This window comes from Halomonas sp. G15, assembly GCF_021282295.1.
GTDB lineage: Bacteria > Pseudomonadota > Gammaproteobacteria > Pseudomonadales > Halomonadaceae > Halomonas > Halomonas alimentaria.
Genome location: NZ_JAJSPA010000034.1, coordinates 23,360 through 35,314 on the forward strand (window position 1 = coordinate 23,360; position 11,955 = coordinate 35,314).

Annotated in this window: 22 protein-coding genes; 21 read left to right on the top strand and 1 reads right to left on the bottom strand. The window is 61.7% G+C overall.

Translation table 11 applies throughout. The features are described from left to right. Positions 1-8 precede the first annotated feature (8 nt). From rpsC to rplQ, 21 genes are all read left to right on the top strand, one after another. Entirely contained in the window at positions 9-707 is a 699-nt protein-coding gene (gene rpsC, locus LWH48_RS14160; RefSeq protein ID WP_161430180.1) for a 30S ribosomal protein S3, read from the top strand. A gap of 15 nt (positions 708-722) precedes the next feature. Further along, positions 723-1,136, top strand: a complete 414-nt coding sequence (gene rplP, locus LWH48_RS14165) for a 50S ribosomal protein L16 (RefSeq protein ID WP_023007545.1) — start codon at positions 723-725, stop codon at positions 1,134-1,136. Next, positions 1,136-1,327 carry a 50S ribosomal protein L29 gene (rpmC, locus tag LWH48_RS14170; RefSeq protein WP_161430181.1) on the top strand — a complete coding sequence of 64 codons (192 nt, stop codon included), beginning with the start codon at positions 1,136-1,138 and terminating at the stop codon, positions 1,325-1,327. Before rplP ends, rpmC begins: the two co-directional genes overlap by 1 nt. A gap of 1 nt (position 1,328) precedes the next feature. Beyond that, the gene (gene rpsQ, locus LWH48_RS14175) at positions 1,329-1,589 is read left to right on the top strand and encodes a 30S ribosomal protein S17 (RefSeq protein WP_023007543.1); all 261 of its coding nucleotides are present in this window, start codon (positions 1,329-1,331) and stop codon (positions 1,587-1,589) included. 39 nt (positions 1,590-1,628) lie between these two features. Then, positions 1,629-2,000, top strand: coding sequence for a 50S ribosomal protein L14 (rplN, locus tag LWH48_RS14180; RefSeq protein WP_027962358.1), 372 nt, complete (start codon positions 1,629-1,631; stop codon positions 1,998-2,000). Between the two features lie 14 nt (positions 2,001-2,014). Continuing rightward, the gene (gene rplX, locus LWH48_RS14185) at positions 2,015-2,329 is read left to right on the top strand and encodes a 50S ribosomal protein L24 (protein WP_161430182.1); all 315 of its coding nucleotides are present in this window, start codon (positions 2,015-2,017) and stop codon (positions 2,327-2,329) included. Positions 2,330-2,347: 18 nt separating this feature from the next. Further along, entirely contained in the window at positions 2,348-2,887 is a 540-nt protein-coding gene (gene rplE / locus LWH48_RS14190; protein WP_161430183.1) for a 50S ribosomal protein L5, read from the top strand. A gap of 11 nt (positions 2,888-2,898) precedes the next feature. Further along, positions 2,899-3,204, top strand: a complete 306-nt coding sequence (gene rpsN / locus LWH48_RS14195; protein WP_161430184.1) for a 30S ribosomal protein S14 — start codon at positions 2,899-2,901, stop codon at positions 3,202-3,204. A 29-nt stretch (positions 3,205-3,233) separates the two neighbouring features. Next, positions 3,234-3,626, top strand: coding sequence for a 30S ribosomal protein S8 (gene rpsH, locus LWH48_RS14200; protein WP_161430185.1), 393 nt, complete (start codon positions 3,234-3,236; stop codon positions 3,624-3,626). Positions 3,627-3,635: 9 nt separating this feature from the next. Next, the gene (gene rplF / locus LWH48_RS14205) at positions 3,636-4,166 is read left to right on the top strand and encodes a 50S ribosomal protein L6 (protein ID WP_161430186.1); all 531 of its coding nucleotides are present in this window, start codon (positions 3,636-3,638) and stop codon (positions 4,164-4,166) included. Positions 4,167-4,175: 9 nt separating this feature from the next. Then, positions 4,176-4,526 carry a 50S ribosomal protein L18 gene (gene rplR, locus LWH48_RS14210; protein ID WP_161430187.1) on the top strand — a complete coding sequence of 117 codons (351 nt, stop codon included), beginning with the start codon at positions 4,176-4,178 and terminating at the stop codon, positions 4,524-4,526. A gap of 11 nt (positions 4,527-4,537) precedes the next feature. Continuing rightward, positions 4,538-5,038, top strand: coding sequence for a 30S ribosomal protein S5 (gene rpsE / locus LWH48_RS14215; protein ID WP_161430188.1), 501 nt, complete (start codon positions 4,538-4,540; stop codon positions 5,036-5,038). 5 nt (positions 5,039-5,043) lie between these two features. Beyond that, on the top strand, positions 5,044-5,226 hold the full coding sequence (rpmD, locus tag LWH48_RS14220) for a 50S ribosomal protein L30 (protein WP_132044109.1): 183 nt from the start codon (positions 5,044-5,046) through the stop codon (positions 5,224-5,226). A gap of 3 nt (positions 5,227-5,229) precedes the next feature. After that, complete coding sequence (rplO, locus tag LWH48_RS14225; protein WP_161430189.1) at positions 5,230-5,664, top strand: 50S ribosomal protein L15; 435 nt, start codon at positions 5,230-5,232, stop codon at positions 5,662-5,664. Next, positions 5,665-6,996, top strand: coding sequence for a preprotein translocase subunit SecY (gene secY, locus LWH48_RS14230; RefSeq protein WP_132044113.1), 1,332 nt, complete (start codon positions 5,665-5,667; stop codon positions 6,994-6,996). Positions 6,997-7,068: 72 nt separating this feature from the next. After that, positions 7,069-7,182 (top strand): 50S ribosomal protein L36, encoded by a 114-nt coding sequence (gene rpmJ, locus LWH48_RS14235; protein WP_031384759.1) that lies wholly within the window; start codon positions 7,069-7,071, stop codon positions 7,180-7,182. Positions 7,183-7,307: 125 nt separating this feature from the next. Continuing rightward, positions 7,308-7,664 (top strand): 30S ribosomal protein S13, encoded by a 357-nt coding sequence (gene rpsM, locus LWH48_RS14240; protein WP_161430190.1) that lies wholly within the window; start codon positions 7,308-7,310, stop codon positions 7,662-7,664. Between the two features lie 39 nt (positions 7,665-7,703). Next, a complete protein-coding gene (rpsK, locus tag LWH48_RS14245) occupies positions 7,704-8,090 on the top strand; it encodes a 30S ribosomal protein S11 (protein WP_132044117.1) in 387 nt (128 codons plus the stop codon). 12 nt (positions 8,091-8,102) lie between these two features. Further along, complete coding sequence (gene rpsD / locus LWH48_RS14250; protein ID WP_161430191.1) at positions 8,103-8,723, top strand: 30S ribosomal protein S4; 621 nt, start codon at positions 8,103-8,105, stop codon at positions 8,721-8,723. Between the two features lie 86 nt (positions 8,724-8,809). Next, a complete protein-coding gene (locus LWH48_RS14255; protein WP_161430192.1) occupies positions 8,810-9,808 on the top strand; it encodes a DNA-directed RNA polymerase subunit alpha in 999 nt (332 codons plus the stop codon). A gap of 39 nt (positions 9,809-9,847) precedes the next feature. Next, positions 9,848-10,237, top strand: a complete 390-nt coding sequence (gene rplQ, locus LWH48_RS14260) for a 50S ribosomal protein L17 (protein ID WP_161430193.1) — start codon at positions 9,848-9,850, stop codon at positions 10,235-10,237. 79 nt (positions 10,238-10,316) lie between these two features. On the opposite strand, the gene LWH48_RS14265 is transcribed toward rplQ, so the two are convergent. Then, positions 10,317-11,519 (bottom strand): ISL3 family transposase, encoded by a 1,203-nt coding sequence (locus LWH48_RS14265; RefSeq protein WP_232913071.1) that lies wholly within the window; start codon positions 11,517-11,519, stop codon positions 10,317-10,319. Positions 11,520-11,955 lie beyond the last annotated feature (436 nt).

Here is an 11,955-nt window from a genome sequence, read left to right on the forward strand (position 1 = left end):
TCGACCAGATGGGTCAGAAAGTCAATCCAACAGGCATCCGCCTGGGTATCGTCAAGGACCATACCTCGGTGTGGTACGCCGAGCGCGGCGCCTATGCCGACAAGCTCAACAGCGACCTCGAGGTGCGCCGCTTCCTGGAAGAGCGTCTGAAGAACGCTTCCGTAAGCCGCATCACCATCGAGCGTCCGGCCAACAACGCCCGTATTACCATTCACACCGCCCGTCCGGGCATCGTGATCGGCAAGAAGGGCGAGGACGTTGACCGGCTGCGTCGCGAGGTCACCGCGATGATGGGCGTGCCCGTGCACGTCAACATCGAGGAAGTTCGCAAGCCCGAGCTGGACGCCATGCTCGTGGCCCAGAACATCGCTGGCCAGCTCGAGCGCCGCGTGATGTTCCGTCGTGCCATGAAGCGTTCCGTGCAGAACGCCATGCGCCTGGGCGCCGGCGGCATCAAGGTGATGCTCTCCGGTCGTCTCGGCGGCGCGGAAATCGCCCGCACCGAGTGGTATCGGGAAGGTCGTGTTCCGCTGCACACGCTGCGTGCGGACATCGACTACGCCACCTACGAGGCCAAGACCACCTACGGCATCATCGGTGTCAAGGTGTGGGTCTTCAAGGGTGAAATCCTCGGGGGCATCGAGGAGGTCCGCGCCAAGGCTAAACAGCCGCAGGCAGCGCCCTCCAAGAAGAAAGGTTCCAGGTAAGGGGAGAGCGAGTCGATGTTACAACCCAAGCGTATGAAGTTCCGCAAGATGCAGAAGGGCCGCAACCGTGGCCTGGCGCATCGCGGAAGCAAGGTCAGCTTCGGCGAATATGGCCTCAAGGCCACAGGCCGTGGCCGCATCACCGCCCGTCAGATCGAGGCCGGTCGTCGTGCGATCACCCGTCACGTCAAGCGTGGCGGCAAGATCTGGATCCGGGTGTTCCCGGACAAGCCGATCTCCAAGAAGCCCCTCGAAGTCCGTATGGGTAAGGGGAAGGGCTCCGTCGAGTACTGGGTCGCACAGATCCAGCCCGGCCGGATCCTCTACGAGATCGAAGGCGTGTCCGAGGAGCTCGCCCGCGAGGCCTTCGGCCTGGCGGCGCAGAAGTTCCCGGTCTCCACCACCTTTGTGAAACGGACGGTGATGTGATGAAAGCCCAGGAAATCCGTGAAAAGTCAGTCGACGAGCTGAACAATCAGCTCCTCGAACTCCTCCGCGAGCAGTTCAACCTGCGCATGCAGAAGGCCACCGGCCAGCTCAGCCAGACGCACTTGCTCAAGCAGGTTCGTCGGGACATCGCCCGGGTGAAGACTGTGCTCAACGAGAAGGCAGGTGACTGAGATGGCCGAAGAGAAGAAAACCCGTACGCTCACCGGCAAGGTGGTGAGCGACAAGATGGACAAGTCCATCGTCGTGATGATCGAGCGCCGTGTGCGTCATCCGATCTACGGCAAGTACGTAAAGCGCTCCACCAAGCTGCACGCCCATGACGAGGCTAACCAGGCGAAGGCCGGTGATACGGTCTCCATCCAGGAGTGCCGTCCGCTGTCCAAGACCAAGTCCTGGACGCTGGTCGAGGTGGTCGAGCAGGCCAAGGGCTAAGTCCCACACCTGCTGTCAGATTAGGTTTGGAGAAAACCGATGATTCAGACTCAGACAATGCTGGATGTCGCCGACAACAGCGGGGCGCGCCGGGTGCAGTGCATCAAGGTGCTGGGCGGTTCACACCGTCGCTACGCCCATGTTGGTGACATCATCAAGGTCACGGTGAAGGAAGCCATCCCGCGCGGCAAGGTCAAGAAGGGCCAGGTCCTCAAGGCGGTGGTGGTACGTACCCGCAGCGGTGTCCGTCGTTCCGACGGCTCGCTGATCCGCTTCGACGGAAATGCGGCTGTTCTGTTGAACAACACCAACGATCAGCCGATCGGCACCCGTATCTTCGGGCCAGTGACCCGTGAGCTTCGCAACGAGAAGTTCATGAAGATCATTTCCTTGGCGCCTGAAGTGCTGTAAGGAGCGAGGCGGTTATGCAAAAGATCAAACGTGACGATGAAGTGATCGTCATCGCCGGCAAGGACAAGGGCAAGCGTGGCACGGTGAAGCGGGTTCTCGAAAACCGCTTCGTGGTGTCCGGTGTGAACATGATCAAGCGTCACACCAAGCCCAACCCCATGGCGGGTAATCAAGGCGGTATCGTCGAGCGCGAGGCTCCGATTCACGCGTCCAACGTGGCCATCTTCAACCAGGAGACCGGAAAGGCGGATCGCGTCGGCTTCCAGGTGCAGGAAGACGGTACCAAGGTACGTATCTACAAGTCGACGCAGACGCAGATCGACGCCTAACGCGAGTCGGGTAGCAAAATGGCGAACTTGAAAGAACGTTATCAGAACGAGGTGGTGGCTCAACTCAAAGAGCAGTTCAGCTACGCCAACGTGATGCAGGTGCCACGGATCACCAAGGTGACTCTGAACATGGGCATCGGCGAAGCGACCAGCGACAAGAAGCTGATCGACAATGCCATCGGTGACCTGGAGAAGCTTTCCGGTCAGAAGCCGATGGTGACCAAGGCACGCAAGTCCATCGCGGGCTTCAAGGTGCGTGAAGGCTGGCCGATCGGGATCAAGGTGACCCTGCGCTCCGAGCGCATGTGGGACTTCCTCGATCGCCTGGTGAATATCGCGATCCCCCGCGTTCGTGACTTCCGTGGTCTCAACCCGAAGTCCTTCGACGGTCGTGGCAACTACTCGATGGGGGTGCGTGAGCAGATCATCTTTCCGGAGCTCGAGTATGATAAGATCGACCGGATTCGTGGTCTGGATGTCACCATCACCACCACCGCCAACACCGATGATGAAGGTCGTGCGCTGCTGAGCGCGCTGAACTTCCCGTTCAAGAAATAAGGGGTGGGATCATGGCAAAGAAAAGCATGGTAGAGCGTGAGCTCAAGCGCACCAAGCTGGTGGAGAAGTACGCCGCCAAGCGCAGCCAGCTCAAGGCGATCATCCAGGACGTGAACGCTTCCGACGAAGAGCGCTTCGAGGCAACGCTGAAGCTGCAGCAGCTGCCGCGTGACTCCAGCCCGGTGCGTCAGCGTAACCGCTGCCGCATCACCGGCCGTCCGCACGGCTTCTACAACAAGTTCGGCCTCGGCCGCAACAAGCTGCGTGAAGCCGCCATGCGTGGCGATGTCCCCGGGCTCAAGAAGTCCAGCTGGTAAGCCACGCAAGAATCAGGAGCGCAACGTAAATGAGCATGCAAGACACTCTGGCGGATATGTTCACCCGTATCCGCAATGCGCAGATGGCCACCAAGGAGACGGTCACCATGCCGTCCTCCCGCCTCAAGGTCGAGGTGGCTCGCGTATTGAAGGAAGAGGGTTACATCAACGACTTCGTGGTGTCCGAAAGCGCCAAGCCCGAGCTGACCGTGACCCTCAAGTACTTCGAGGGCAAGCCGGTCATCGAGCACATTCAGCGAGTTTCCAAGCCGTCCCTGCGCCAGTACAAGGGCAAGGACGAGCTGCCGAAGGTCGCCGATGGCCTGGGTATCGCTATCGTCACCACCTCCAACGGGGTGATGACCGATCGCGCGGCTCGCAAGGCCGGTGTCGGTGGCGAAGTCATCTGCACCGTATTCTAGGAGTTTGGAATGTCCCGCGTAGCCAAATATCCAGTTAAAGTGCCCGCTGGCGTCGAGATCAAGCTCGACGGTGACCAGCTGACCGCCAAGGGCGGCCAGGGCACACTGTCACTGACCATTCACCGCGATGTGGTGGTGGGTCAGGAAGAGGGTCAGCTGACCTTCGCCCCCAGCGAGTCTGCCAAGAGCTGGGCCATGGCCGGTACTACCCGTGCCCTGGTTCAGAACCTGGTGACCGGCGTGAGCGAAGGCTTCACTCGTTCCCTCGAAATCATCGGCGTCGGTTATCGTGCCCAGGCCAAGGGCCAGACGCTCAATCTGTCACTGGGCTTCTCGCACCCGGTCGAGTACACACTGCCTGAGGGTGTCACGGCGGAAACGCCGAAGAACACCCAGATCGTGCTGAAGAGCGCGGACAAGCAGGCGCTCGGTCAGGTCGCCGCGGAAATCCGCGCCTTCCGTCCGCCCGAGCCCTACAAGGGCAAGGGTGTCAGGTACGCCGACGAGCAGGTGCGTCGCAAAGAAGCCAAGAAGAAGTAAGGCAGGGTTATGAACGCGAAGAAAGAATCTCGTCTCCGTCGTGCCCGCCGCGCTCGCGCCAAGATCCGCGAGCTGGGCGTGTATCGCCTGTGCGTCAACCGTACCCCGCGTCACATCTACGCGCAGATCATCTCGCCGGATGGTGGCAAGGTCCTGGCCAGCGCTTCCACGCTGGACAAGGATCTGCGCGAGGGTGCGACCGGCAACGCCGACGCCGCCGCCAAGGTTGGCGCGCTGATTGCCGAGCGCGCCAAGGAAGCGGGCATCACCCAGGTAGCCTTCGATCGCGCCGGTTTCAAGTACCACGGCCGCGTCAAGGCCCTGGCCGACGCCGCTCGTGAAGGCGGCCTGGAATTCTAAAGGGTTTTACGATGGCGAAGAACGAACAGCAAAGCGGCGACCTCCAGGAGAAACTGGTTCAGGTCAACCGTGTTGCCAAGGTGGTCAAGGGTGGCCGTATCTTCGGTTTCACCGCCCTGACCGTCGTGGGTGACGGCAAGGGTCGTGTCGGCTTCGGCCGCGGCAAGGCGCGTGAAGTGCCGGTCGCGATCCAGAAGGCGATGGACCAGGCGCGTCGCAACATGGTCAAGGTGCACCTCTCCGGCGGCACCCTGCAGTACCCGGTCAAGGCCCGTCACGGTGCCTCCAAGGTGTACATGCAGCCCGCCTCCGAGGGTACCGGCATCATCGCCGGCGGCGCCATGCGCTCCGTGCTGGAGCTGGCCGGTGTCCATGACGTACTGGCCAAGTGCTACGGCTCCACCAATCCGGTGAACGTGGTGCGGGCGACCGTCAGGGGCCTGTCCGCCATGCAGTCGCCGGAAGACATTGCCGCCAAGCGCGGTATGCCTGTCGAAGCGATCACGGGGTGAGCACCATGGCAGCAACGATCAAGGTTACCCAGACCCGCAGCACCATCGGCGTGTTGGCCAAGCACAAGGCCACCATTCAGGGCCTCGGCCTGCGTCGCATCGGTCATACGGTTGAACTGGAAGATACCCCCGCCGTGCGCGGCATGATCCACAAGGTGAACTACCTTGTGCGCGTTGAGGGAGAGTAATCCATGAAACTCAATAGCCTGAGCCCGGCACCGGGCTCCAAGCACGCCGAGAAGCGCGTCGGTCGTGGCATCGGCTCCGGTCTGGGCAAGACCGGCGGCCGTGGCCACAAGGGCCAGAAGTCACGCAGCGGCGGCAGCGTCAAGCCCGGCTTCGAGGGCGGTCAGATGCCGCTGCAGCGGCGTCTGCCGAAGTTCGGCTTCACTTCCGCGAAGTCGCTGGTCTCCGAGGAAGTGCGCCTGGCAGAACTGGCCAAGGTGGCCGGTGACGAGGTCACCCTCGAGACCCTCAAGCAGGCCAACGTGCTGAAGGACGCCACGCTGCATGCGAAGGTGATCCTCTCCGGCGATCTGAACAAGGCGGTTACCGTCCGCGGCCTCAAGGTCACCCAGGGTGCCCGTGCCGCGATCGAAGCCGCCGGTGGCAAGGTAGAGGACTAAATGGCGAAGTCAGGAAAAATGCCGGCGATGGGCAGCGGTCTGGGTGAACTGTGGGCGCGTCTGCGCTTCGTGCTCCTCGCCATCGTGGTGTACCGCATCGGTGCCCACATCCCCGTGCCCGGTATGAATCCTGACCAGCTCGCTGCCTTGTTCAGGGAGCAGCAGGGCACCATCCTCGGCATGTTCAACATGTTCTCGGGTGGCGCTCTGGAGCGCATGAGTATCTTCGCCCTGGGCATCATGCCCTACATCTCGGCGTCGATCATCATGCAGCTGCTGACCGCGGTCTCGCCCCATCTTGAGCAGCTCAAGAAGGAAGGCGAGGCCGGGCGGCGCAAGATCAGCCAGTACACCCGCTACGGTACCGTGGCCCTGGCCCTGGTCCAGGCCACCGGCATGTCGGTGGGACTGGCCAGCCAGGGCATCGCCTATACGGCCGACTTCAGCTTCTATTTCACCGCCATCGTCACCTTCGTGGGCGGTGCGGTGTTCCTGATGTGGCTGGGCGAGCAGATCACCGAGAAGGGAATCGGCAACGGCATCTCGCTGCTGATCTTCGCCGGTATCGTGGCGGGCCTGCCCGGCGCCGTCGGCCAGGCCTTCGAGCTGGCCCGCAACGAAGGGGCGTGGAACGTCCTGCCGCTGCTGGCCCTTACGGCCCTGGGCGTAGCCACCGTGGCCTTCGTGGTGTTCATCGAGCGCGGCCAGCGCCGCATCACCGTGAACTATCCGCGTCGTCAGGTCGGCAACAAGATGTACGCCGGCCAGAGCAGTTACCTGCCGCTGAAGGTGAACATGGCGGGTGTCATTCCGCCCATCTTCGCCTCCAGTATCCTGTTGTTCCCGGCATCGCTGGGGCAGTGGGTGGGTGCCGGTGACGGACTCGACTGGCTGCAGCGCGCGTCCCAGGCCCTCGGCCCGGGACAGCCGCTGTACATCTTGCTTTTTGCCGCGGCGGTGGTATTCTTCTGCTTCTTTTACACAGCGCTGGTCTTCAATCCCAAGGATGTGGCCGACAACCTCAAGAAGTCGGGTGCCTTCCTGCCGGGGATTCGTCCTGGTGAGCAGACCGCTCGCTACGTCGACAAGGTCATGACCCGTCTGACCCTGTTTGGCGCCTTGTACATCACTGCGGTTTCCCTGATGCCCCAGTTCCTGATCGTGGCCTGGAACGTGCCGTTCTTCTTCGGCGGTACCTCGCTGCTGATCGTGGTGGTGGTCATCATGGACTTCATGGGGCAGGTGCAGTCGCACCTCATGTCGCATCAGTACGAGTCGGTGATGAAGAAGTCCAACCTGAAAGGCTACGGCGGCGGCGGCATCATGCGCTGAGGCGCCGCCCGTCGAACTGGCGCGTTGCGGCCCGCAGGGGTCGCCTCGCTAGCCGACTTTGGAGATGGAACGATGAAAGTTCGAGCTTCCGTGAAGAAAATGTGCCGCAACTGCAAGATCATCCGTCGCAATGGCGCCGTCCGCGTCATCTGCACGGAGCCGCGGCACAAGCAGCGCCAGGGCTGATACCTGGTACTGCACTGAACCGGGTGCCGGCATGCCCCTTGCCCTCTGCAGGGTAAAGGGGTATGCTGTTGCGCCTTTTGTAGTAGACCCAACGAGCAAGCCGCTCACATATTCGGAGTAAGCTGATGGCCCGTATTGCAGGCGTCAATATCCCGGACAACAAGCATGCGGCGATCTCGCTGACCTATATCTTCGGGATTGGCCGCACCCGCGCACAGGACATCTGTGCCGCGTCCGGCATCGCGCCGACCACCAAGATCCAGGAACTGTCATCTGAAGAGATCGACACCCTGCGTTCCGAGGTTGGCAAGTACACCGTTGAGGGTGACCTTCGTCGTGATGTGACGCTGAATATCAAGCGTCTCATGGACCTGGGTTGCTACCGTGGTCTGCGTCATCGTCGTGGTCTTCCGCTGCGTGGTCAGCGTACCAAGACCAATGCGCGTACCCGCAAGGGCCCGCGCAAGCCGATCCGCAAATAACACGCACGTTCTGGCGTAAAGACAGGAAGAATCATCAACATGGCTAACCCGCGTAGCAATCGCAAGAAGGTTAAAAAGCAGGTAGTGGATGCCGTTGCGCATATCCACGCCTCTTTTAACAACACGATCATTACGATCACAGACCGCCAGGGCAATGCCCTTTCCTGGGCAACTGCCGGTGGTTCGGGTTTTCGTGGTTCTCGCAAGAGCACCCCGTTCGCTGCTCAAGTAGCAAGCGAGCGTGCAGCGACTGCTGCAGCCGAGTATGGTGTGAAAAACGTCGACGTGCTGGTCAAGGGCCCCGGTCCTGGCCGTGAATCCGCCGTGCGTGCTCTGAACGCCGCCGGCTTCCGCGTGCAGAGCATCATTGACGCGACGCCCATTCCCCACAATGGCTGCCGTCCGCCGAAGAAACGCCGCGTTTAAGGAGACAGATTCATGGCTCGTTACATTGGACCGAAGTGCAAACTGTCTCGTCGTGAGGGGACCGACCTCTTCCTGAAGAGCGGTGTCACTCCCTTCGAGAAGAAGTGCAAATCCGAGCAGATCCCGGGTGTGCACGGCCAGCGCCGTCAGCGTATTTCCGAATACGGCTTGCAGCTTCGCGAGAAGCAGAAAGTGCGCCGCATGTATGGCGTACTCGAGAAGCAGTTCCGCAACTATTACAAGGAAGCGGCCCGTCTCAAGGGCGCGACCGGTGAGGTGTTGCTGCAGCTTCTCGAATCCCGACTGGACAACGTCGTCTATCGCATGGGCTACGGCTCGACCCGCTCCGAAGCTCGGCAGCTGGTCAGCCACAAGGCCATCGCCGTGAATGGCAAGAGCGTCAACGTGGCTTCCTACCAGGTCAAGCCCGGTGATGTGGTCTCCGTTCGCGAGAAGGCGAAGAATCAGGCGCGCATCCAGAACGCCCTGGCCCTGGCCGCCAACCGCGGCGACGTGGCCTGGATCGAGGTCGATGCCAAGAAGATGGAAGGCACCTTCAAGGCGCTGCCCGAGCGCGGCGACCTGTCTGCCGACATCAACGAGGCCCTGATCGTCGAGCTGTACTCCAAGTAAGCGGTGCCAAGCGCCGTGCCTGCTTCCGTTGACGGGGGCAGGCCAAGAGTACCCAGTATCCGTTTGGCAGCCTGAAAGGTGTTCATATGCAGCGTTCAGTGACAGAGTTTCTTCGCCCGCGCGACATCAAGGTCGAAGAGATCAGCGCACACCACGCGAAGATCGTGCTCGAGCCCTTCGAGCGTGGCTTCGGCCACACGCTGGGCAACGCCCTGCGTCGCATCCTGCTCTCGTCCATGCCCGGCTGTGCCGTGGTAGAGACCGAGATCAGCGGCGTCGAGCATGAGTACAGCGCGATCGAGGGCGTCCAGGAAGATGTCATCGAGATCCTCCTGAACCTCAAGGACGTGGCGATCAAGATGCATAGCCGCGACGAGGCGGTGCTCTCGCTGAACAAGCAGGGCCCGGCCGTCGTGACTGCGGGCGACATCGCCCTCGACCATGACGTCGAGATCGTCAACCCCGACCACGTCATCGCCCACGTCAACGAGGGTGCCGAGCTGAAGATGCAGCTCAAGGTGGCGCGTGGCCGCGGCTATGAGCCGGCGGATGCACGTGTCGGTGCCGACGACGAATCTCGCGCCATCGGCCGCCTGCAGCTGGATGCGACCTTCAGCCCCGTGCGTCGTGTTTCCTACAGCGTCGAGGCCGCGCGTGTCGAACAGCGCACCGACCTCGACAAGCTGATCATCGATCTGGAAACCGACGGCACCCTGGATCCCGAAGAGGCGATCCGTCGCAGCGCGACCATCCTGCAGGATCAGCTGGCCGCGTTCGTCGACCTGGAAGCCGACAAGGAACAGGAAGTGGAGGAGGAAGAGGATCATATCGATCCGATCCTGCTGCGCCCCGTAGACGATCTCGAGTTGACCGTTCGCAGCGCCAACTGCCTGAAGGCCGAGAATATCTACTACATCGGCGATCTGATCCAGCGCACCGAGGTGGAGCTGCTGAAGACGCCGAACCTCGGCAAGAAGTCCCTGAATGAAATCAAGGACGTTCTGGCAGCACGCGGTCTTTCCCTGGGCATGCGGCTGGAGAACTGGCCGCCGGCTAGCCTGAAGGACGACAAGGCCTCCGCGTGAGCGCCGACTCGAGTCCCAGTTTGGTAAGGAATCACAACCATGCGTCATCGTAAGAGTGGTCGTCACCTCAATCGTACGAGCTCGCATCGCCAGGCCATGTTCAAGAACATGAGCGTGTCGCTGATCGAGCATGAGGTCATCAAGACAACCCTGCCCAAGGCCAAGGAGCTGCGTCGCGTCATCGAGCCGCTGATCACCCTGGCCAAGCAGGACAGCGTCGCCAACCGTCGTCTGGCCTTCAGCCGCACCCGCTCGAAGGAAGCGGTCGGCAAGCTCTTCAATGAGCTGGGTCCGCGTTACGTCGAGCGTCCGGGCGGTTACGTCCGTATCCTCAAGTGCGGCTTCCGCACCGGCGACAACGCCCCCATGGCCTTCGTCGAGCTCGTCGACCGTCCGGTCGTCGAGGACGAGGAAGCCGCCGAGGAGTGATCCTCGGCCGGTCTTCCGGCGATACGGCAAGCGCTGTAAAGAAAAACCGGCTCCCGCAAGGGGCCGGTTTTTTTCAGGTTCATCGCACTTTGCCGGGAAACGCGGCACGGATCTTCAGGAAGAAATACGCCGTGTCGCGGTACCCATAGGCCATCCGCTTGATGACCTTGATTCGATTGTTCATGCCCTCCAGCACACTGGTATTTAGCCGGTGCCGGGCACTGGACAGAATCCCCTCCAGATAGGGAGCCAACCGCTTGGCAAAGCGCGCCAGGGCCTCAATGCCGCTGCTGGTGGCCATGTCGTACCACTCCTGCCAGACGTTTCGGGCGGTGGCCTCGTCGTCGGCAAACCACAGGGTCTTCAGCTGGTCTTTGAGCAGGTACGCCGTGGTCAGTGACGCGTTGGCCGCCAGCAGCTCCTCCAGCTTCACTGCCTGCTCGGGCTTGAGGTTGTCGGCATTGCGCAGCAGCAGCCAGCGGCTGCCCTTGATCACCTTACGAGCGGCCTTGTCATCGCGTAGCTGGTTGGCTTGGTCGACGCGCACCCGGTCCATCACCTCGCGGCCGTACTTGGCCACCACATGGAAGCGGTCGTAAACCACCTCGGCGTTGGGGCACTGGTCCTTCACTTCGAGATCGAAGGCCGAATTCATGTCCATGGCGACCGCCTCGATTTGCTCCCGCGCCTCGCCCAGCCACTCGAAGAACGGGCGGATCGCCTCACGGGAGCGGCCTTCGCCAACCCACACTACTTGCTGTGTGTCGGCGCAGGCGATCACCGTGGCGTAGCGATGCCCCTTGTGCAGGGCGAACTCGTCCATCATCAGGCGCCGTAACCGCGTCGGCTCCGGTGCCGGCAGGTCGCGCTGCAGGCGCTGCTTGTCGATGGCCTTGACGGTATGCCAGTGCAAGCCGACCAAGTCGGCGACATGCCGAATCGGCAGCAACGTGACCAAGCGCTCCACCCACTGGCGCAACGTGGTGGTGACCGGCGAGCGCCCCGGCAACCAGTCGATGCGCTCCCGTGTCGGGCCACAGACGGGGCAGCGCAGACGGCGTACCGGGACGTCGAGCTCCACTCGGTAGATCAGCAGCGGTGCCTCACGGACGCGCCGACGATGCACGTCATGCACCAGGAAGCAGGCATGATCGCAGCCACTGCAGACCGGCGGGATTCGGTCATCGGGCTCCAGCTCGAGCCGCAGCGTCTGAGGATCCAGGAACTCGTGGTGGGTGACGGTGAAACCTTTCCAGAACAGGCAGAGCGGGGTAGCATCCATAGCAACGGCGGTGTCCGTAGGCTGGGCGTTTTGGCGAACATCAGCTTACTTGGATTTACCGCCGTTTCTCTATCCTGCCTTCTCCTAAGACCACTTCGCTTTCACGCCAGTCTGCGATGAACCTTTTTTCATGGGGCGTCTGACTATTCTGTTGGAGTCCCTGAGTCGCGGCTCATTCGGCGACAGGCCTGAGCGGGGGCGCTGTGAACCCCTATATGGTCTCCTCCCGGCTTGCAAGGCTCCGTTACTCGATGCAGGTACAGGTTGCTGCCATATATCCGGCCTGTGAATGAGGCGCTGATTGCTGGCGCCTCTGGCCTCGATGAGTATCCGCGCGCACCGTCCTTATCATCCCTTAGGCTTCGTGAGCCGGTGGGTTCATCAGGTTTTCAGCACGCCGGTCTGACCTGTCGTGACATCGCGTGATCGTTGCCTT